Origin of the sequence: Ferribacterium limneticum (assembly GCF_020510625.1) — a bacterium.
GTDB lineage: Bacteria > Pseudomonadota > Gammaproteobacteria > Burkholderiales > Rhodocyclaceae > Azonexus > Azonexus limneticus_A.
On the sequence record NZ_CP075191.1, the window covers coordinates 4096019 to 4116164 of the forward strand.

18 protein-coding genes and 1 pseudogene are annotated in these 20146 nt (G+C 60.1%); 16 read left to right on the forward strand and 3 right to left on the reverse strand.

The features are described 5' to 3' along the window. Positions 1 to 75: 75 nt before the first annotated feature. The 3 genes and pseudogenes from KI617_RS19710 to KI617_RS19720 form a co-directional block, all read left to right on the forward strand. Positions 76 to 1293: pseudogene (locus tag KI617_RS19710) on the forward strand (branched-chain amino acid ABC transporter permease); the annotation flags it as partial. Positions 1294 to 1350: 57 nt separating this feature from the next. Next, entirely contained in the window at positions 1351 to 3108 is a 1758-nt protein-coding gene (locus KI617_RS19715; protein WP_226451918.1) for a branched-chain amino acid ABC transporter ATP-binding protein/permease, read from the forward strand. Further along, positions 3108 to 3863, forward strand: a complete 756-nt coding sequence (locus KI617_RS19720; RefSeq protein ID WP_226449258.1) for an ABC transporter ATP-binding protein — start codon at positions 3108 to 3110, stop codon at positions 3861 to 3863. Before KI617_RS19715 ends, KI617_RS19720 begins: the two co-directional genes overlap by 1 nt. A gap of 174 nt (positions 3864 to 4037) precedes the next feature. Here KI617_RS19720 and KI617_RS19725 read toward each other — a convergent pair whose 3' ends face one another. Both KI617_RS19725 and KI617_RS19730 read right to left on the reverse strand, forming a co-directional pair. Then, the gene (locus KI617_RS19725) at positions 4038 to 6296 is read right to left on the reverse strand and encodes a DUF6600 domain-containing protein (protein WP_226449260.1); all 2259 of its coding nucleotides are present in this window, start codon (positions 6294 to 6296) and stop codon (positions 4038 to 4040) included. Between the two features lie 127 nt (positions 6297 to 6423). After that, entirely contained in the window at positions 6424 to 8136 is a 1713-nt protein-coding gene (locus KI617_RS19730) for a tetratricopeptide repeat protein (protein WP_226449262.1), read from the reverse strand. A gap of 118 nt (positions 8137 to 8254) precedes the next feature. Here KI617_RS19730 and mnmG point away from each other — a divergent pair, with 118 nt between their 5' ends. The 13 genes from mnmG to KI617_RS19795 all read left to right on the forward strand — a co-directional run bounded on the left by mnmG (position 8255) and on the right by KI617_RS19795 (position 19372). Then, positions 8255 to 10159 carry a tRNA uridine-5-carboxymethylaminomethyl(34) synthesis enzyme MnmG gene (mnmG, locus tag KI617_RS19735; RefSeq protein ID WP_226449264.1) on the forward strand — a complete coding sequence of 635 codons (1905 nt, stop codon included), beginning with the start codon at positions 8255 to 8257 and terminating at the stop codon, positions 10157 to 10159. After that, positions 10156 to 10773 (forward strand): 16S rRNA (guanine(527)-N(7))-methyltransferase RsmG, encoded by a 618-nt coding sequence (rsmG, locus tag KI617_RS19740; protein WP_226449265.1) that lies wholly within the window; start codon positions 10156 to 10158, stop codon positions 10771 to 10773. The genes mnmG and rsmG overlap by 4 nt, the downstream gene beginning before the upstream one ends. Next, positions 10770 to 11531, forward strand: a complete 762-nt coding sequence (locus tag KI617_RS19745; RefSeq protein ID WP_226449267.1) for a ParA family protein — start codon at positions 10770 to 10772, stop codon at positions 11529 to 11531. The genes rsmG and KI617_RS19745 overlap by 4 nt, the downstream gene beginning before the upstream one ends. Further along, entirely contained in the window at positions 11528 to 12382 is an 855-nt protein-coding gene (locus tag KI617_RS19750; protein WP_226449269.1) for a ParB/RepB/Spo0J family partition protein, read from the forward strand. The genes KI617_RS19745 and KI617_RS19750 overlap by 4 nt, the downstream gene beginning before the upstream one ends. Positions 12383 to 12501: 119 nt before the next feature. Beyond that, complete coding sequence (locus KI617_RS19755; RefSeq protein WP_226449271.1) at positions 12502 to 12858, forward strand: ATP synthase subunit I; 357 nt, start codon at positions 12502 to 12504, stop codon at positions 12856 to 12858. 16 nt (positions 12859 to 12874) lie between these two features. Next, positions 12875 to 13684, forward strand: coding sequence for a F0F1 ATP synthase subunit A (gene atpB / locus KI617_RS19760; RefSeq protein ID WP_226449273.1), 810 nt, complete (start codon positions 12875 to 12877; stop codon positions 13682 to 13684). 67 nt (positions 13685 to 13751) lie between these two features. After that, on the forward strand, positions 13752 to 14012 hold the full coding sequence (atpE, locus tag KI617_RS19765) for a F0F1 ATP synthase subunit C (protein WP_117610057.1): 261 nt from the start codon (positions 13752 to 13754) through the stop codon (positions 14010 to 14012). 40 nt (positions 14013 to 14052) lie between these two features. After that, the gene (locus KI617_RS19770; RefSeq protein ID WP_226449274.1) at positions 14053 to 14523 is read left to right on the forward strand and encodes a F0F1 ATP synthase subunit B; all 471 of its coding nucleotides are present in this window, start codon (positions 14053 to 14055) and stop codon (positions 14521 to 14523) included. 4 nt (positions 14524 to 14527) lie between these two features. Further along, entirely contained in the window at positions 14528 to 15064 is a 537-nt protein-coding gene (locus KI617_RS19775) for a F0F1 ATP synthase subunit delta (protein WP_226449276.1), read from the forward strand. Between the two features lie 9 nt (positions 15065 to 15073). After that, positions 15074 to 16612 (forward strand): F0F1 ATP synthase subunit alpha, encoded by a 1539-nt coding sequence (atpA, locus tag KI617_RS19780; RefSeq protein WP_226449278.1) that lies wholly within the window; start codon positions 15074 to 15076, stop codon positions 16610 to 16612. Between the two features lie 14 nt (positions 16613 to 16626). Next, positions 16627 to 17487, forward strand: a complete 861-nt coding sequence (gene atpG / locus KI617_RS19785) for a F0F1 ATP synthase subunit gamma (protein WP_226449280.1) — start codon at positions 16627 to 16629, stop codon at positions 17485 to 17487. Positions 17488 to 17518: 31 nt separating this feature from the next. Then, positions 17519 to 18919, forward strand: coding sequence for a F0F1 ATP synthase subunit beta (atpD, locus tag KI617_RS19790; RefSeq protein ID WP_226449282.1), 1401 nt, complete (start codon positions 17519 to 17521; stop codon positions 18917 to 18919). Positions 18920 to 18946: 27 nt separating this feature from the next. Continuing rightward, positions 18947 to 19372 carry a F0F1 ATP synthase subunit epsilon gene (locus KI617_RS19795; protein WP_011289835.1) on the forward strand — a complete coding sequence of 142 codons (426 nt, stop codon included), beginning with the start codon at positions 18947 to 18949 and terminating at the stop codon, positions 19370 to 19372. A 198-nt stretch (positions 19373 to 19570) separates the two neighbouring features. Here KI617_RS19795 and KI617_RS19800 read toward each other — a convergent pair whose 3' ends face one another. Continuing rightward, a complete protein-coding gene (locus KI617_RS19800) occupies positions 19571 to 20140 on the reverse strand; it encodes a ubiquinone biosynthesis accessory factor UbiJ (protein ID WP_226449284.1) in 570 nt (189 codons plus the stop codon). Positions 20141 to 20146 lie beyond the last annotated feature (6 nt).

Consider the following 20146-nt stretch of genomic DNA (forward strand, 5'->3'; position numbering starts at 1 on the left):
CTCCCGCCTACGACCGTAGGAAGTCCCTGTGGGACGCGGGAGTGACTTTTTAATCTTTCAGTATTTCAGGGTCGCATGGACCTCCAGATTCTCCTTCTTCTCGGCCAGGATGGCATCACCAATGGCGCCATCTATGCCCTGCTCGCCCTCGCGCTGGTCCTCGTTTTCACCGTCACCCGCGTCATCTTCATTCCTCAGGGTGAGTTCGTCGCCTTTGGTGCGCTGACACTGGCTTCGCTGCAGGCCGGCCATATGCCTGGGGTGCTACTAATGCTCATTGCTCTCGGCGCCCTCACTCAAATCGTCGAGGTTATTTCTCGTTCCGGGCAAAATTCAACGATACGAAATACGCTCGTTGGGATAGCAATTGTGCTGTTTATCGTGCCCGCAGCTCTAATCCTTTCTTCGTGGGCAGGCGTTCTTCTGCTGATATTTACTGGCCCCGCGCTCATTATTTTTGCTCTCGTCTTCAGCGCATTGTTCACTACCATAGTTGCAACTCTTATCGATAAAACGCTGTTTAGAGCATTAACCCAACACGCAATATTCACAGTGGCCTATCCGTCGTTGCTATGGGTTAGTCTTCTGCTCTTCCCCCCAAGTCAATTGAGTCTATCGGTTCAAGCGCTCATAGCATTAGCTGTGGTGATACCAATTGGCCCGATGATCTACCGCGTCGCCTTCCAGCCGCTGGCCAGCGCACCAGTACTGGTCTTGCTGATCGTTTCGGTGGCCGTGCACCTGGCACTGATCGGCCTCGGCCTGCTCTTCTTCGGCGCCGAAGGCTGGCGCACGCCGGCCTTTACCGACCTCAGCTTCGAACTGGCCGGCGCCCCGCTGCAGGGGCAAACCATCCTCGTCGTCGTCGCCTCGGCCCTGCTGATCATCGGACTGTATTTCTTCTTCGAGCGCACCATCTACGGCAAGGCCCTGCGGGCGACCGCCATGAACCGCACCGGCGCCCGTTTGATGGGCATTCCGCCGGTCCTCGCCGGCAAGCTCTGCTTCACGCTGGCCGCCGCCATCGGCGCCTTCTCCGGCATCCTGATCGCCCCGATCACTACCATTTACTACGACTCCGGCTTCCTGATCGGCCTCAAGGGCTTCGTCGGCGCCATCATCGGCGGCCTGGCCTCTTACCCGCTGGCCGCACTGGGCGCCATCCTGGTCGGTTTGCTCGAATCCTATTCCTCCTTCTACGCCAGCGCCTTCAAGGAAGTCATCGTCTTCACGCTGATCATCCCGGTGCTGTTATGGCGCTCGCTGACGACGCGCCACGTCGAGGATGACGATGAGCATACCGACGAGGTCAATGCCGAACCACACGACGCCCGGCCCAAGCTGCGCTGGCTGCGACACCTGCCATTCGTCGCCTTTATCGGCCTGCTGCTGATCGCGCCGCGCCTGCTGCCCGAGTTTTCGATCACCCTACTCAACTACATCGGCCTCTACGCCATCGTCGCCGTCGGACTCGTCCTGCTGACCGGCGTCGGCGGCCTGACCTCGTTCGGGCAGGCCGCCTTCGTCGGCCTCGGTGCTTACACGACGGGCCTTCTGAGTACCACCTACGGCGTCTCGCCGTGGCTGACACTGCTCATTGGCCTCGCTATCACCGCTGCGGTTGCCCTCTTTCTCGGTTTCATCACCTTGCGCATGGGCGGCCATTACCTGCCGCTGGGTACTATCGCCTGGGGCATCAGCCTCTACTTCCTGTTCGGCAATATCGAGTTTCTCGGCGGCCACACCGGCATCACCGGCATTCCACCGGTGTCGCTGTTCGGCTGGGAGCTGAAGTCCGGCAATCAGTTCTACTACCTGATCTGGCTGGTCGTGCTGCTCGCCATCGTTGCCATCCGCAACCTGCTCGACTCGCGTGAGGGCAGGGCGATTCGCGCGCTGCGCGGGGGCGTCGTGATGGCCGAGGCGATGGGGGTGAATACCCAGCGCACCAAGATCGTCATTTTCCTGATCGCCGCCCTGCTAGCCAGTACCTCGGGCTGGCTCTACGCCCACCTGCAACGCTTCGTCAATCCGACGCCATTTGCTCTGAACCAGGGTATCGAATACCTGTTCATGGTCGTCGTCGGCGGCATGGGCCACGTCTGGGGCGCGGTGCTGGGTGCCGGCCTGATCACTGTCCTCAAGCAGTGGTTGCAGGACTGGTTGCCGCAGATTCTCGGCCAGAGCGGCAATTTCGAGATCATCGTTTTCGCCATCGCCATCATTGTCGTGTTGCAAAAAGCTCGCGCCGGGCTGTGGCCAGTCATCATTAAACTGTTGCCCAGCCGTAACCGGCAGCGCGCCGTCCCGATAGCGGAAACGCTATCCAAACGTCCGGCGAACGCCACCGGCACAGTCTTGCTGGAAGCCAGCGAAGTCACCAAGCGCTTCGGCGGCCTGGTCGCCAACAACAACATGGACCTCAGCGTGCGCGCCGGCGAAGTGATGGCGCTGATCGGCCCGAACGGCGCCGGCAAAAGCACGATGTTCAACTGCATCTCCGGCGTCGACCCGGCCAGTGAGGGGAAGATCGCCTTCCTTGGCGACTCGACCGTTGACCAGGGATCGCGCGATATCGCTCGCCGCGGCATGAGCCGGACCTTCCAGCACGTCCGACTGCTCGGCCAGATGACGGTGCTCGAAAACGTCGCCATCGGTGCCCATCTGCGTGGCAGCAAGGGCGTTCTCGCCGCGGCACTGCGCCTCGACCGGGCCGAGGAAAACCGTCTGCTCGCCGAAGCGGCGCGGCAGATCGAGCGCGTCGGCCTTGCCGAGCACATGTTCGATGCCGCCGGCAGCCTGGCCCTCGGCCAGCAGCGCATTGTCGAAATCGCCCGCGCCCTGGCCTCCGATCCCTGCCTGCTGCTTCTTGACGAACCGGCGGCCGGCCTGCGCTACAAGGAAAAGCAGGCGCTGGCCGAACTGCTGCGCAAGCTGCGCGCCGAAGGCATGGGCATCCTGCTCGTCGAACACGACATGGACTTCGTCATGGGACTGGCGGATCGGGTCGTTGTCATGGAGTTCGGGGAAAAAATTGCCGAAGGTCTGCCCACGGAAGTCCAGCAGAATCCGAAGGTGCTTGAAGCTTATCTGGGAGGGGTCGAATAATGAGCAAGACCCACCTGCACGACCACGAGGTCATTCTCGACGTCAAAAACCTGCGCGTCGCCTACGGCAAGGTCGAGGCGCTGCACGAGGTCAGCCTGACCATCCGCCGCGGCGAGATCGTCACCGTGATCGGACCGAACGGCGCCGGCAAGACCACCTTGCTTTCAGCGCTGATGGGCCTACTGCCGTCGAATGGCGACATCATCTACATGGGGCAGCCGCAAAAGCATGAGCGCTCGGTTGAGCATCTGGTCCGCCACGACATGACGCTGGTCCCGGAAAAACGTGAGCTGTTCGCTGAAATGAGCGTCGAGGACAACCTGCTGCTCGGCGCCTTCGATCGTTACCGCACCGGCCATCGCGATCAGATGGAAACGATGGACGAGGTCTTCGAACTCTTCCCCCGCCTCGAGGAGCGTCGCGCCCAGCTAGCCGGCACGCTCTCGGGCGGCGAACGCCAGATGCTGGCCATGGGCCGCGCCCTGATGGCCAAGCCCAAGCTGCTGATGCTCGACGAACCCAGCCTCGGTCTGGCGCCGCTGATCATCAAGGAAATCTTCCGTACCATCTCGGCCCTGAAAGAGACCGGCGTGGCAATTCTGCTTGTCGAACAGAATGCCCGCGCGGCGCTACAGGTTTCCGATTACGGCTACGTGCTGGAAACCGGCGAGGTTTCACTGGCCGGACCGAGCGCCGAACTGGCCGCCGACCCGCGCGTGATTGAGGCCTATCTCGGTCTCGGTCAAAAACATTAGGGCGTATTCACTGTGAGCGACGGGCTTCGCCGGTTACGGTGAACGCGCACCTAGGGAAACACTGAAGTATTCGTCATCCCCGCGAAGGCGGGGATCCAGTTCTTTGATTTTTATGGATTCCCGCCTTCGCGGGAATGACATCTTTGAATAGATCAGCGCTTTCCTAGCACATACTCAACGCGGCCCGCGCTCGTCGTCACGACGGCGGCGTGGGTCGTTGTTCTGCCCGCCTCCCGCTGGCTGAGCCTGGGCCGGTGGCTGACGAGGCGGCTCGGCCCGCTGCTGCTGCACTGCCTGGGGCATCGGCTGTGGCGCCGGCGCCCTGACCTCGGGCGGAGGTGCCGGGCGCGGCATCTCCCTCGGTATTTCCGGTTGACGCTGCATTTGCTGCGGCATGCTCTCCCGCTGCATCGGACGTTCCATCCGCTGGAAATCGCCACCCTCGCGGCGCTGTTCCGGCAGACGCATGCCTGATTGCGGCTGACGCGGCTCGCTCCGCACTTCCGGCGGCGGCATCTCGCGACGCATCGGGACTGGGGCTGGCGCAGCCTCAAACGAGCGACCACGCGGCTCGACGCCCGGTGCCGTTTCAGCCGGCCGGCGGAAGACTTCACGACGCGGTTCCGCCGCTGGCTCGCGGCTCACTTCAGGTGCGACCTGGCGGACGTCCGGAGAGGGCATGTCGCGGCGCGTCGGCGCCTGCATGGGCGCGCCCTCGGACAAACGTCCGCGCGGCTCGCCATCGACTCGCCCCTCACCCGGTCGGCGGAAAGTTTCCCGGCGCGATTCGGGCACCAGTTCACGGCTGGCTTCCGGCATGACCTGACGGCTCTCCGGAGATGATGCCTCACGCCGCGTCGGCACCGGGGACGGCGCGCTATCGACTGGCCGGCCACGGTTTTCACCTTCCAGGCGAACCTCTGGCGAGCGGCGCAAAATCTCGGGGCGCGATTCACTGCTTCGGCCGTTGCCACCCTCAGGCATCGGCGACCGGAAGGCCGGGCGATCCGCCGTGCGCGGCATCGGCTCACCGCGTGGCGTTCCGCGCTCCGGCGCATTTGGCCGGGGAGCATCGAAGTCGCGACGCGGCTGCCTGTTCTCAAAACTGCGGCGCTCGCCGTCATGCGGCCTGGCCGCCCCCGGAGCAGGCGCCAGCCACGCCGCATTGGGCGCCCGACTGGCCAGCGGGGCACGCCCCAACTCCTGACGCTGCTGCGGACGAACTTCATGAGCCGTGATCGGCCTTCCTTCGCGCACCAGGTTGGCTGGAACAACCGTCACCGCACGCGGCGAAGCATGGTGGGAAAACGCCTGCTGCGGCCCAGGACGCATGGCCCGTTCAATCACATGGGCATCACGGACATGGCTGACGTTGATCTGTCGGACATACTGGTGGCTATGACGATGGCCCGGCACATAGACTTCGCGCGGCGCCAGCGGGAACCAGCCCACCGCCGGGGCGGCACCAAAGCCGAAGCTGACATTCCAGCCGGGGTTGCCGATCCAGGCGACCAGCGCCGGCGCATAGACCGGGCGGGCCACAAGGCGCCCCGGTACCCAGCCCCAGCGCCCATGAATCATCGCCCAGCGACCGTAATGGAAGGGGGCAAACCCCCAGGGCGCCTGGTCGATCCAGGTCCAGCCCCAAGGCGCCACCCAAGCCCAGCGCCCATAGCGGTAGGGAGCCCAGTCATCGGCCACGGCCCGCGGATACCAGACTACGCCGTAGTCAGGTGCCGATTGCCAGTCGCCATAGGCATCCAGATCCTGATAGCCGGTCATATGGGGCGAGACATGGCGACGAGCCGTACTGGCCAGCGTGGCATTTTCACGGTTGGCCACCCATTGGTCGAAGGCATCCTGCCGCCAGTTTCCATCAAGCCGCTCGCGGCCATCACCCCAGCGACTCGCCTGCTGACCGGCTGCCACCGGGGTCACCCGCCGGCCGTCATCAAAAGTCGCCCGGCCAGCCTGCACGGTCAGTTCCGAGTGATCGTCAAGCACATCGACGCGGTAGCGCCCCGGTGTCTGGAAACGGACATTGCCGTCCGGCGTCACGACCATAACATCATCGACCTGATCCCGGTCAAGCACGGTAACCGCCAAACTGCCTTCATTCAGGCGAACATCAACCTGCCTGTCGTCGACGGTCAAAAACTCAGCCTGACTGTCGTCCGCCAGACGATAGGCGGTCGACCCGATCCAGACTTCAGCCCGGCCTCGCCGTCCGGTTTCCAGAACGGCGCCGCTGCTGATCGGCCAGTTGATCGTCGCCGGCCCGCCCTGGTCGTTGCGGTCGACCCGCAAATTGACCTCATTTTCAAGATGCGCCAATCGGCCGACACGGGCCGGCGGGTCGTTCTGCGCCATGGCGGGCAGCACGATCATGCACAGTGTCGCGGCAATAATTCGATGCATGGATTGCAGCATCATGGACTCCCGGGGAATAGGTCAGGCCCGCGCAATCTGGCGGGCTGACAGCCAATCAACGCTTGATGACGCCAAACGGATGATCGGCGATCAAGGCAAATGGTTTCAAAATGTTGCTGCTCAGGTGGCTTCAGGTGTTGTCGGTCGCAATACCGTACTTCTTGGCCACCGTGACATACAGTTCGCGCGCCGAGGCCACCTTGGCACTCTTCCGGTCCTTGCGCTGGGCTCGCTGCAGATAATCCAGCGCCCGGGCCGCCAGATCGGCATCCCAACCCTTCTTGTCCATCAGCGAATAGATCGCCTTGGCGGCATTGACCAGGAACTGCAGGTTGGGCACCTGCTCGGCCGCCTGGATCAGCAGTTGCACGGCGCCTTCCAGATCGCCGCTGCGCGCTGCCATGACGCCCTTGTTGTTCAGGTCGATGATTTCCTTGCCGACCTGATCGAGCAGGGCCTTGCCGGCATCGGGCTGGCCGGTCTTTTCGAAAACACTGGTGATGTGATCGATCAGGTGCGGGTCTTCGTGGTTTTCAGCCGCCACCTGACGCATGATTTTCGCCGCTTCGCCTTCGTTGCCGGTCGCGTAGCAGGCATGGGCCAGATCGATCGCCAGCCGCTGTGAAACATGCTTGCCCTTGTCGGCCGCCTCGGTACCAATCGAACGCTGTAACTCCAGCGCCTTGTCCACCAATTGCTGCGCCTTGTCACCGGAACCTTCGGCATGCAGGCACAGGCTCTCAGTAACCAAGGCGGCCAGTTCGGCCTGCTTGTCGCCACGCCATTCCCGCTTCATTTCGGTGGCAATCTTGCGCGAAGCCGCTACATCGCCACGCTCGATCAGCACCCGCGACAGATTGGCAAAATCATCCACCGTCCGCAGGCTGGAACCCCGGTTACGCTCGATCACCTTGCCATAAGCCTTCTCGGCGGCGAGCAAATCCTTGTTGCGGGCAGCGACATCACCAACCAGGCGCTGCCGCACTGTGTTGTGCGGCGAGGCATCGGCACCGCGCTGCAGCGACTGCTGGGCTTCCTTCAGGCGCCCCTGCGCTTCATGCACCGAAGCCAGGAAATCGTAGGCCGACAGAAATTCCGGTGCCTCCGAAGTCACCTGTTCGGCCAGTTGCTCGGCCTCATCGAGCGCGCCACGATCGCGCAAGGCCATCGCCAACCCCATCTTGGCCCACGGCACGACTCGCCCTTCAAGCACGCGCCGGAACACTTCTTCGGCTTCGCGGGTACGCCCCAACTGATGCAGCAACTCCCCCTTGAAGCGCAAAGCGTCGTACATATAAACCGGCTGCTGCTGGATAACACGATCGCAGGCGGCAATCGCTTCCTGCAGTGCGCCGCTTTCGATCTGCTCATAAACCTTGCGCAGCACATGCTTCTTGTAGACAGCCTTGACCAAGCGGGCCTGCAACTGCTCGGCGGTGAACGGCTTGATCAGGTAATCGTCCGGTGCCAGTTCGGCCAGCGCCACAACATTGGTGTAGCTGCGTTCGCTGGTGATGATCAGATAGACCGTCGACAAGGGAATCAGGTGGGCATGGCGCAGTTCTTCGAGGAGCTGCTGGCCATCCCGGCCATCATCGAGGACGAAATCCGACAGGATGATGTCGAAGCGATTGCCCTTGACCTGACGAATCACTTCCGCCGAATTGCCTGCCCCATGCACCATGGTCACGCCCAGCGCGCCCAGCATCAGGCGCAACGAATCCCGCGCCGGCGAATGACGGTCGACAATCAAAACCCGTTTCTTGGTCAGCGACTGCTGCAAAACCAGCAGCATCTCTTCGTTGTCGAGTGTGCTGGAACCCTTGGCTTGGCTTGTGCTCATTCATGTCAAGGTACTTCAGTTCATAGGGCAGGGCAAGATGGCGGCAAAAACCTGTGAGATTTCAGCGCCCTGAAGTAAAATCCGCGGTCCGATACCGCGCTGCAACATAGCTATTTCAATGCTCTATCCCACCCGTTTCGATGTCATCGTCGTCGGCGGCGGTCATGCCGGCACCGAGGCTGCGCTTGCCGCGGCGCGGGCGGGTGCGAACACGCTGCTGCTGACCCACAACCTCGACACGCTGGGGGCGATGAGCTGCAATCCATCGATCGGCGGCATCGGCAAGGGCCATCTGGTCCGTGAGGTCGATGCGCTGGGCGGCGCGATGGCAGCGGCCACTGACGAAGCCGGTATCCAGTTCCGCATCCTGAATGCCTCGAAAGGCCCGGCCGTCCGCGCCACCCGCGCCCAGGCCGACCGTGTGCTTTACAAGCAGGCCATCCGCAGCCGACTGGAAAACCAGCCCAATCTGACCATTTTCGCCGAAGCCTGCGACGACCTGATCGTCGAAGGTGACCACGTCGCCGGTGCGGTCACGCAGCTCGGCATTCGCTTCGAAGCAAATGCTGTCGTACTCACTGCCGGCACCTTCCTCAACGGCAAGATTCATGTCGGGCTGGAAAACTACACCGGCGGCCGCATGGGCGATCCACCGTCGGTATCGCTGGCCAGCCGCCTGAAGGAACTGAATCTGCCGCAAGGCCGCTTGAAGACCGGCACGCCGCCACGCCTCGACGGCAAGACCATCGATTTTTCGGTGATGGAAGAACAGCATTCGGACACCCCGATGCCGGTCTTTTCTTTCCTCGGCAACGCCGCCCAGCACCCGCGCCAACTGCCGTGCTGGATCACCGAAACCAACGAGCGCACGCACGACATCATCCGCAGCGGCCTGGACCGTTCGCCGATGTACACCGGCGTCATCGAAGGCGTCGGCCCACGCTACTGCCCGTCTATTGAAGACAAGATCCACCGCTTCGCCGACAAGGACAAGCACAACGTCTTTCTCGAACCGGAAGGCCTGACCACGCACGAGATCTACCCGAACGGCGTGTCCACCAGCCTACCCTTCGACATCCAGCTGGCGCTGGTTCGCTCGATCCGCGGCATGGAAAACTGCCACATCCTGCGCCCCGGCTACGCCATCGAATACGATTTCTACGATCCGCGCGGCCTTAAGGACACGCTGGAAACCAAGGCGATCAACGGCCTGTTCTTCGCCGGCCAGATCAACGGCACGACCGGCTACGAAGAGGCCGCAGCCCAAGGCCTGCTGGCTGGCGTCAACGCCGTGCGCTACGTGCGCGGCGAATCCGGCTGGTGCCCGAAGCGCAACGAAGCCTACCTCGGCGTGCTGGTCGACGACCTGATCACGCGCGGCGTTTCCGACCCCTACCGGATGTTCACCAGCCGCGCCGAATACCGCCTGAGCCTGCGCGAAGACAACGCCGACCTGCGCTTGACCGAGCAGGGTCGCGAACTCGGCCTGGTTGATGACATTCGCTGGGCTGCCTTCTGCCAGAAGCGCGACGCCATTGCCAGCGAGCAGGAGCGCCTGAAATCAACCTGGGTCAATCCCAAGCTGACACCGGCCGAAGATTGCATCCGCGTCCTCGGCAAGCCAATCGAACACGAATACAACCTGTTCGAACTACTGCGCCGCCCCGAGGTGAGCTACGAAGCGCTTGTCACCTTGCCTCTTCAGGGGCAAACGGAAATTCCAGCCAGAATTGAGATGGACCCGGCGGTTGTCGAGCAACTGGAAATCTCCGCCAAGTATCAAGGCTACATCGACCGTCAGGCCGAGGAAGTCGCCAAGTCGGCCAATTATGAAAACACCGTGCTACCCGCTGATCTGGACTATGCCACCGTCGCCGGCCTGTCCAACGAGGTCAAGCAAAAGCTCGCCCAGCACAAGCCACAGACTATCGGTCAGGCCTCTCGCGTTCAGGGCATCACGCCGGCCGCCATTTCGCTGCTGCTGATCCACCTGAAGCGCCACAACCTCAGCCACGCCGCATGAGCCAGAACGCACTCGCAGCAGGCCTCGCCGCCCTTGACATCACGCTGCCAGCCGATGGGCAGCACAAGCTGCTCGCCTTCCGCGACCTGCTGCTCAAGTGGAACAAGACCTACAACCTGACTGCGCTGCGAGATCCGGCTCTGGCCATATCTCACCACCTGCTCGACTCGCTGGCCATCCTGCCGCATGTTGGCACCGGCAATCTGCTCGATGTTGGTAGTGGCGGCGGCCTGCCCGGCATTCCGCTCGCCATCGCCCGACCCGATTTATCCGTCAGCATGGTCGACACCGTGCAGAAGAAAACCACTTTCCTGCAGCAAGCTGTCATCGAACTGGCGCTGAAGAATGTTACGGTGCACCACGCCCGGGTCGAGGAAATGCAGGGGCAATACGCCCAGATCAGCTCGCGCGCCTTCGCCGAAATCGGCCTTTTCATCAGCCTGACCCGCCACCTGCTGGCCCCGAACGGTCGCTGGCTGGCCATGAAAGGGGTACGACCGGACGACGAACTCAAAGCCCTGCCCGCCGACATCATGGTTGAAGCGATCATTCCGCTCACTGTGCCGGGGCTGGATGCCGAACGACATTTGATCATCTTGAAAGCCGGGTCATGAAAGTACTCGCCATAACCAACCAGAAGGGCGGCGTCGGCAAGACGACCACCGCAGTGAATCTGGCGGCGTCGCTGGCTGCTGAAGGCAAGCGTGTCCTGCTGATTGACATGGATCCGCAGGGCAACGCGACGACCGGATCCGGCATCACCAAGAAAGAAGCGCTGCCGACCGTCTATCAACTGCTGATTGGGGCCGCAACCCTGCTCGAAGTCTGCATCAAGACCGACTTCGATTTCGACATCCTGCCCGCCAACCGGGAGTTGGCTGGCGCCGAAGTCGAAATGATCGAGCTCGACCAACGCGAATACCGCCTGAAAAAGGCCTTGGCGCAAAACCACGCCGAATACGATTTCGTGCTAATCGACTGCCCGCCAGCCCTCAACATGCTGACCGTCAACGCCCTGGTCGCCGCCGATTCCGTGCTGATCCCCATGCAGTGCGAGTACTACGCGCTGGAAGGCCTGTCCGACTTGGTCGAAACGCTGCGCAAGGTGCGCCACCACCTCAATTCGCGCCTCGAAATCGAAGGCCTGTTGCGCACCATGTACAACGGCCAAAGCACGCTGACCCAGCAGGTTTCCAGCGAACTCGAAAGCCACTTCGGCGACAAGGTCTACAAGACCATCGTGCCGCGCAATGTCCGCCTGGCCGAAGCGCCGTCCTACGGCAAGCCGGTCATCGCCTTCGACAAGAACTCGAAGGGCGCCCAAGCCTACAGCGCCCTCGCCCAGGAAATCCTCGAAAGGACCGCAGCATGATCAAGATGAAAGGACTCGGCCGCGGCCTCGACGCGCTGCTCTCCGGCAGCGACGCCAAACCCGAAGACGAACTGCGCAACCTACCGGTCGAACGCCTGAAACCCGGCAAGTACCAGCCGCGCACCCACATGGATCAGGACTCGCTGGCCGAACTCGCCGCCTCGATCAAGGCCCAGGGCGTCATGCAGCCGATTCTCGTGCGCGCCGTCAACAACACGCCCGGTGCCGAGCGTTATGAAATCGTCGCCGGCGAACGCCGCTGGCGCGCCTCCCAACTGGCCGGCCTGAGCGAAGTTCCGGTCCTCGTCCGCAGCATTCCGGACGAACAGGCGCTGGCCATGGCGCTCATCGAGAACATCCAGCGCGAGAACCTGAATCCGCTCGAAGAAGCCCAGGGCCTGCAACGCCTGATCGACGAATTCGGCCTGACTCACCAGCAAGCCGCCGATGCCGTTGGCCGCTCCCGCCCCGCTGCCAGCAACCTGTTGCGCCTTTTGCAACTAAGCGCCCCAGTTCAGGAACTACTGATGACCGGCAAACTCGATATGGGCCACGCCCGCGCTCTGTTGCCGCTGACAGGCGCCCAGCAAGTCGCCATTGCGCAACGCATCGTCCAGAAAGGGCTGTCGGTACGAGAAGCCGAACGCCTCGTTCAACAAATTACCAACCCCCCGAAAACATCCAGCGAAAAGCCTGTCGACCGCGACTTGCTCCGTCTTCAGGAAAATCTCGCGGATGGCCTTGGCGCCAACGTCCAGATTCGCACCAACAAAAAAGGGGCCGGCAAAGTCACGATTGAATTCGGTAGCCTGGACCAACTCGACGGCCTGATTTCCCGGCTATCCGTTTAACGAATGTTACTAATCGTAAGCGACTGTCTTTCAGGGAAAACCCTTAATTTGTGCGCCGCGGAAATTGACTCATTTATAAGAGTTGTTTACACTTGCGAGGTTTCTGATCGAGGTATGTCTTGCATCCGCAGGTAAGCTGGATTCTCAGTCGCCAAGCGGCATTGACAATTGTTCTGGGAGTTCTTGCCTGGGCAATCTTCAGTGTAAATGCAGCCATCTCGGTCCTGATCGGGGGATCAATCGGCGTCATTGCAAATCTCGGCTACGTGCTGAGGGCCATGCGAATGAATGCCGGACTTGACCCGGTAAAAGCTTACCGGGCGCAGACAGCGGGCGAGGGGTTCAAGTTTCTACTCACGCTCATTGGCTTCGCCCTTGTGTTCTTGAAGTTCAAGGAAGTGGCAGTTTTACCACTCTTCCTTGGTTACGCATCAACCTTCGTCATCTACTGGATGGCATTGCTGAAGCAACGCTAGACAGACTGGAGAAAACATGAGCGCAGACGGCGGCACACTGACCACCACAGGTTATATCGAACACCACCTTACCAATCTCGCTGTCTGTGCAGACAGCGCCAAGGTAGATGGCGTCTGTTCCGGTTTCTGGACTTTCCACCTCGACACCCTGCTTGTTTCCGGCATCTTGGGACTGGTAGTTTTCGGCCTGATGGCCATGCTGGCAAGCAAAGCCACCTCAGGCATCCCGTCGAGTGGCCAAAACTTTGTTGAAATGGTCGTCGGCCTCGTCGATCAACAGGTTCGTGACACTTTCCATGGCCGTAGCGCCTTGGTTACTCCACTGGCAATCACGATCTTTGTCTGGGTTTTCGTCATGAACGCCATGGACTTGATCCCGGTCGATTTCCTGCCGACCGCCTTGCAAGCTGCTACTGGCAACCATCACCTGCCGTTCAAGTTCGTTCCGACCACCGACCCCAACCTGACCTTCGCGATGTCGCTCACAGTCTTCGCCATCTCGATTTTCATGGGCCTGAAGGTCAAGGGTTTCGGCCACTTCATGCATGAAGTGTTCGCAGTCCCGTTTGGCATCAAGATGGCGCCGATCAACCTGCTATTCCGTATCGTCGAGGAAATCGCCCGACCGATCTCTCTCTCCCTGCGACTCTTCGGCAACATGTACGCCGGTGAGATGGTGTTCATCCTGATCGCCCTGCTCGGCGTGTATCAACTCCCGCTGGCCCTGCCCTGGGAACTGTTCCACATCCTGATTATTACCCTGCAAGCTTTCGTATTCATGATGCTGACCATTGTGTACATGTCGATGGCTGCAGAATCGCACTAAGTCTTACCTGTTTTCTTGTAGTTTTTACTTTTAACCCCGCATTAACCTACCTTACTGAGGAGTAAACATGGAACTCGCAACCGTTCTCTCCAACACCGCTATTGCTGTAGCCATCCTGATCGGCGCCGGCGCTCTCGGTACCGCTATTGGCTTCGGTATTCTCGGCGGCCGCTTCCTGGAAGGCGCTGCACGTCAGCCGGAAATGATCCCCACCCTGCAAGTTAAGATGTTCATCGTCGCCGGTCTGCTCGACGCCGTGACCATGATCGGTGTTGGTATCGCTCTGTTCCTGCTCTTCGCAAACCCGTTCCTGGCTCTGCTGAAGTAATAACCCGCGCCCCTGAAACCCTTATCACCAGGAGGTTAGCGTGAATATCAACGCTACACTGATTGGCCAGGCAATCTGGTTTGCTCTCTTCATCTGGATCACGATGAAGTACGTCTGGCCGCCGCTGCAAAAAGCAATGGCGGACCGTCAGGCACAGATCGCTGAAGGCCTGGCTGCAGCTGAACGCGGCAAGCACGAGCAAGAACTTGCTGCCAAGCGTTCTGCTGATGCGCTGCGTGAAGCCAAAGAGAAATCTGCGGACTTCGTAGCTCAAGCCGAAAAGCGTGCGCAGCAGATCGTCGAAGACGCCAAAGGCACTGCCAAAGTTGAAGCCGACAAGATCGTCGCCGGCGCCAAGGCAGAAATCGAACAGGAAGTCGAACGTGCAAAGCAGCAACTGCGTGAGCGCGTCGCCGAACTGGCCGTTGCCGGTGCTGAAAAGATCCTGCGCAAGGAAATCAATGCGTCTGCGCATGCTGACATGCTCGTCGCTCTGAAACAGGACCTGTAAGCAAATGGCTGAATCCGTCACTATCGCCCGCCCTTACGCCGAAGCCCTGTTCCGCACGGCCAAGGAAAGCGGCAATCTGGCCAAGTGGTCCGAGCAGGTTTCCCTGCTTGGACAGGTGGCTGCCAATCCCGATGTCGCTTCTGCCATCGGTGATCCTAATGTGGCGGCCCCGCAACTGGTCGACCTCTTCCGGTCTGCCTGCGGTACGGCGGTAGATGCGGAGCTGGCGAACTTCATCCAGCTGCTGTCCAACAACGACCGTCTCGGACTGTTGCCGGAAATCGCCGGCTTGTACGAAAGTTACAAGCGCGCCGAGGAAGGCACCAAGCAGGCCGAAATCGTTTCTGCCTTCCCGATCGATGACAATCAGGTGAAAGCCCTGGTTCCGCAACTCGAAGCGGTCTTCAAGACCAAGCTCGAGGCCGCAGTGTCGGTTGACCCGACCCTGATTGGCGGTATCAAGGTAATCGTTGGCGACCAGATGCTGGATGCTTCAGTCCGCGGCAAGCTCGACGCCATGGCTACGGCGCTGAACAACTAGGAGAATTTCATGCAGTTGAATCCTTCCGAAATTTCTGAACTGATCAAGAGCAAGATCCAGAACCTGCAAGGCGCATCGGAAGTGCGCACGCAGGGCACGGTAGTTTCCGTTACTGACGGTATCTGTCGTGTACACGGCCTGCAAGACGTTATGCAGGGCGAAATGCTGGAATTCCCCGGCAACACCTTCGGCATGGCGCTCAACCTCGAGCGTGACTCCGTTGGCGCCGTGGTTCTTGGTGAATACGAACACATTTCCGAAGGCGACGTGGTCAAGACCACCGGTCGCATTCTGGAAGTTCCCGTCGGCCCGGAACTGCTTGGCCGCGTGGTCAACTCCCTCGGTCAGCCGATCGACGGCAAGGGCCCGATCAATGCCAAGCTGACCGACAAGATCGAAAAGGTCGCACCGGGCGTTATTTGGCGTCAGTCCGTTTCCCAGCCGGTGCAAACCGGTCTGAAGTGTGTGGACTCCATGGTTCCGGTCGGTCGTGGCCAGCGCGAGCTGATCATTGGCGACCGCCAGACCGGCAAGACCGCCGTCGCTGTCGATGCCATCATCAACCAGAAGGGCAAGGGCCTGTTCTGCGTTTATGTTGCTATCGGCCAGAAGGCTTCCACCATTGCCAACGTTGTTCGCAAGCTCGAAGAGCATGGCGCAATGGCATACACCATCGTCGTTGCAGCTCCGGCTTCGGAATCTGCCGCACTGCAGTATCTGGCTCCTTACGCTGGCTGCACGATGGGCGAATACTTCCGTGACACCGGCGAAGACGCTCTGATCATTTATGATGACTTGACCAAGCAAGCTTGGGGCTACCGTCAGGTTTCCCTGCTGCTGCGCCGTCCGCCGGGCCGCGAAGCTTATCCGGGCGACGTGTTCTATCTCCACTCCCGTCTGCTCGAACGCGCTGCTCGCGTTTCCGCTGCCTGGGTCGAGAAGCTCAGCAATGGCGCGATCAAGGGCAAGACTGGCTCGCTGACCGCTCTGCCGGTTATCGAAACGCAAGCCGGTGACGTTTCCGCCTTCGTTCCGACCAACGTGATCTCCATCACCGACGGCCAAATCTTCCTGGAAACCGACCTCTTCAACGCCGGTATCCGCCCCGCGATCAACGCCGGTATTTCGGTGTCCCGCGTCGGTGGCGCTGCCCAGACAAAGCTGATCAAGAAGCTCGGCGGCGGCGTCCGTCTGGCCCTCGCCCAGTACCGCGAACTCGCTGCCTTCGCACAGTTTGCTTCTGACCTCGACGAAGCAACCCGCAAGCAGCTGGAGCGTGGCCGTCTGGTCACAGAGCTGATGAAGCAGCCGCAGTACTCGCCGATGAGCATCTCCGAAATGGCCGTCACGCTGTACGCAGCTGACAAGGGCTACTTCGATGATGTCGAAGTCAAGCGTGCTCTGGAATGCGAAAAGGCCATGATCGGTTACCTGAAGACCAACTGTGCCGACCTCATGAAGACCATGGAGTCAACCGCTGATCTGAGCGCCGATTCCGAAAAGGCACTTGCTGCCGGCATCCAGGCTTTCAAGAGCAGTTGGGTCTGATCTAGGAGAACGCCATGCCTAGCGGCAAGGAAATTCGCAACAAGATCAAGAGCGTCGAAAACACGCGCAAGATCACCAAGGCCATGGAAATGGTGGCCGCATCCAAAATGCGCAAGGCGCAGGACCGGATGCGGGCTGCCCGTCCCTATGGCGAGAAGATCCGGCGCGTTGCAGGCAACCTGGCTCATGCTTTGACCGAATACCGTCACCCGTTCCTGGTAAACCGCGAACAGGCCTCTGTTGGCCTGATCCTGATTACCTCGGACAAAGGTCTTTGTGGCGGTCTGAACTCCAACCTTCTTCGCGTCGCAGTGACCAAGATGAAGGAGTTCAATGCTCAGGGCAAAAAGCTGCAGGCTACCTGCATCGGCAACAAGGGCTTTGGTTTCATGCAACGTGCTGGCGCCAAGGTCGTCTCGCACGTAACCGGATTGGGCGACACGCCCCATCTGGAAAAGCTGATCGGGCCGGTCAAGGTTCAACTTGATGCCTACATGAACGGCGAGATCGATGCGCTGTACATTGGCTACACTCGCTTCATCAATACGATGAAGCAGGAGCCGGTGTTCGAGCAGTTGCTTCCGCTGTCCGGCGATACCGTCGGGTCTGCCAAGACCAAGTGGGATTACGTCTACGAGCCCGAAGCCAAGTCAGTCATCGACGACCTATTGATCCGCTATGTCGAAGCATTGATTTATCAGGCTGTGGCAGAAAACATGGCCTCCGAGCAGTCCGCCCGGATGGTTGCCATGAAGTCTGCCTCGGACAACGCCAAGACCGTTATCGGCGACTTGAAGCTGGTTTACAACAAGGCCCGTCAGGCTGCGATTACCAAGGAACTCTCGGAAATCGTCAGCGGCGCCGCCGCGGTGTGACGCGTAGATTTTTATTTTTGGGGATTTGAATATGAGTCAAGGTTCAATCGTTCAGTGCATCGGCGCCGTTGTGGACATCCACTTCCCGCGCGACGCGATGCCGAAGGTCTACGACGCCCTCAAGCTGGATGCTTCCGAAGCAAACGGCATGGCAGAAGACGGCCTGACCTTCGAAGTACAGCAACAGCTGGGTGATGGCGTCGTTCGTACCATCGCCATGGGTTCGTCCGACGGTCTGCGTCGCGGCATGAAGGTGAACAACACTGGCGCCGGCATCTCCGTGCCGGTCGGTATGGGCACCCTGGGCCGCATCATGGACGTTCTCGGTCGCCCGATCGACGAAGCTGGTCCGATCGACTCCAACGAGCTGCGTGAGATTCACCAGATGGCACCGAAGTTCGACGAACTGTCGTCTTCCGTTGATCTGCTCGAAACCGGCATCAAGGTTATCGACCTGATCTGCCCGTTCGCCAAGGGCGGCAAGGTTGGTCTGTTTGGTGGCGCCGGCGTCGGCAAGACCGTCAACATGATGGAACTGATCAACAACATCGCGAAGCAGCACTCCGGCTTGTCCGTGTTTGCTGGCGTGGGCGAGCGTACCCGTGAAGGTAACGACTTCTACCACGAAATGAAGGACTCCAACGTTCTCGACAAGGTCGCGATGGTGTTCGGTCAGATGAACGAGCCGCCGGGTAACCGTCTGCGCGTCGCGCTGACCGGCCTGACCATGGCCGAGCGTTTCCGTGACGACGGTCGCGACATCCTGTTCTTCGTTGACAACATCTACCGCTACACGCTGGCCGGTACCGAAGTGTCCGCACTGCTCGGCCGTATGCCTTCCGCCGTGGGCTACCAGCCGACACTGGCTGAAGAAATGGGCCGTCTGCAAGAGCGTATTACCTCGACCAAGGTTGGCTCGATCACCTCCATCCAGGCCGTTTATGTGCCTGCCGATGACTTGACCGACCCGTCCCCGGCTACCACCTTCCTGCACCTCGACTCCACGGTCGTGCTGTCGCGTGACATCGCCTCGCTGGGTATCTACCCGGCCGTCGATCCGCTCGACTCCACCTCCCGCCAGCTCGATCCGCAGGTTGTGGGCGAAGAGCATTACGCCGTAGCCCGTGCCGTGCAGATGAACCTGCAGCGCTACAAGGAACTGCGTGACATCATCGCGATTCTGGGTATGGACGAACTGTCTCCTGAAGACAAGCTCGCCGTGTCCCGCGCTCGTAAGATTCAGCGCTTCCTGTCGCAGCCGTTCCACGTGGCTGAAGTCTTCACCGGCTCGCCGGGCAAGTTCGTTTCCCTCAAGGACACGATCAAGGGCTTCAAGGGCATTTGTGCCGGCGAATACGATCACCTGCCGGAACAAGCGTTCTACATGGTCGGCGGTATCGAGGAAGTCATCGAGAAGGCCAAGACGCTGTAATAATCAGCGTCTGCAAAGGAGCTAGTAATGGCTATGACTGTTCATTGTGATGTCGTCAGTGCTGAAGAATCTATTTTCTCCGGCCTGGTGGAAATCGCAGTGTTTCCCGGCGAAGCCGGGGAACTCGGCATTCTGCCGCGTCACACGCCGCTGCTGACTCGTATCAAGCCGGGCACCATTCGTTTGAAGGTGCCCGACCAAAGCGAGTTTGAGCTGGTGTATGTGTCCGGTGGCATGCTGGAGGTTCAGCCCGACATGATTACTGTGTTGGCTGATACCGCGATTCGCGCCCACGATCTGGACGAAGCCAAAGCACTGGAAGCCAAGAAGCGTGCCGAAGAAGCTTTGGCCAATCGGAATGCCGAAATGGATTACGCTGCAGCCGAAGCCGAACTGGCCCAAGCTGTTGCCCAGTTGCAAGCAATCCAGCGTTTGCGCAAGCATACGCACTAATCCGGAACGTATCTGGAAAAAAAGGCAGCTTAGGCTGCCTTTTTTATTGTGCTTGAGCTGCCCTGAATTTAGTTGTGACTCTGTTTTGCCTGATATTGAAACCTTTTCGTGAAGAAAAAAGGGAAGGCAGATGGAAATGCGATACTGCAGGGCTATGCACAGGCCATTAAGCTGATTTTCAGCTATTCAAATACCGGCCTAGAGTTTGGAAATTCTCTTTTCAAGGCGAGCGATATCATCTCTGATGCGGTTAACTTCGCTCCCGAAGCTGGTGATATCACGCGGAGGAACAAGCAATGACGAGTCTTCGACTGCGTATTCCTTGAGGTTCTCGGCGAATTTCTGAATGCTGTCCTGGAACCCGTTGAGCAGTGAATGCCCGAGTAAATTCAGGCGACGGGCCGGAATATCGCCAAGAAATTGTGCCAAATCGGCTTCGGCGTTCCAACGCAGATTGCGAAACACGAAGGCAAAAGTCTCTGCGACATCGGCAGATCCAGCAAGCTTGACGGATGAGAACAGCTTCTCCCGGTCAAACATCGCATGTGAAAGTGCGTCGGCGGGCACACTTACCGTAACGTCTGGCGGAATTGAGGTGTCGCTATTGGTCAACAGGCCTCGATCATCAATCGAAAGGCGAATGGTGATTGCGCCAGCTTCGATCAATACGGTTGCCCCCGCGTGCTGGCGCAATCTTTCCTGAGCCCAGCTCTCGCCCTGAATCACATGGTTCAGGCTGTGGAGCACGAGTTGATTGACCGGATTCATCAATCT

Bases quoted from the DNA above. Each gene is read 5' to 3' on its own strand.
- KI617_RS19720 (WP_226449258.1), top strand. From the start codon at position 3,108: ATGAGCAAGACCCACCTGCACGACCACGAGGTCATTCTCGACGTCAAA.
- KI617_RS19725 (WP_226449260.1), bottom strand. From the start codon at position 6,296: ATGATGCTGCAATCCATGCATCGAATTATTGCCGCGACACTGTGCATG.
- KI617_RS19730 (WP_226449262.1), bottom strand. From the start codon at position 8,136: ATGAGCACAAGCCAAGCCAAGGGTTCCAGCACACTCGACAACGAAGAG.
- mnmG (WP_226449264.1), top strand. From the start codon at position 8,255: ATGCTCTATCCCACCCGTTTCGATGTCATCGTCGTCGGCGGCGGTCAT.
- rsmG (WP_226449265.1), top strand. From the start codon at position 10,156: ATGAGCCAGAACGCACTCGCAGCAGGCCTCGCCGCCCTTGACATCACG.
- KI617_RS19745 (WP_226449267.1), top strand. From the start codon at position 10,770: ATGAAAGTACTCGCCATAACCAACCAGAAGGGCGGCGTCGGCAAGACG.
- KI617_RS19750 (WP_226449269.1), top strand. From the start codon at position 11,528: ATGATCAAGATGAAAGGACTCGGCCGCGGCCTCGACGCGCTGCTCTCC.
- atpB (WP_226449273.1), top strand. From the start codon at position 12,875: ATGAGCGCAGACGGCGGCACACTGACCACCACAGGTTATATCGAACAC.
- atpE (WP_117610057.1), top strand. From the start codon at position 13,752: ATGGAACTCGCAACCGTTCTCTCCAACACCGCTATTGCTGTAGCCATC.
- KI617_RS19775 (WP_226449276.1), top strand. From the start codon at position 14,528: ATGGCTGAATCCGTCACTATCGCCCGCCCTTACGCCGAAGCCCTGTTC.
- atpA (WP_226449278.1), top strand. From the start codon at position 15,074: ATGCAGTTGAATCCTTCCGAAATTTCTGAACTGATCAAGAGCAAGATC.
- atpG (WP_226449280.1), top strand. From the start codon at position 16,627: ATGCCTAGCGGCAAGGAAATTCGCAACAAGATCAAGAGCGTCGAAAAC.
- atpD (WP_226449282.1), top strand. From the start codon at position 17,519: ATGAGTCAAGGTTCAATCGTTCAGTGCATCGGCGCCGTTGTGGACATC.
- KI617_RS19795 (WP_011289835.1), top strand. From the start codon at position 18,947: ATGGCTATGACTGTTCATTGTGATGTCGTCAGTGCTGAAGAATCTATT.
- KI617_RS19800 (WP_226449284.1), bottom strand. From the start codon at position 20,140: ATGAATCCGGTCAATCAACTCGTGCTCCACAGCCTGAACCATGTGATT.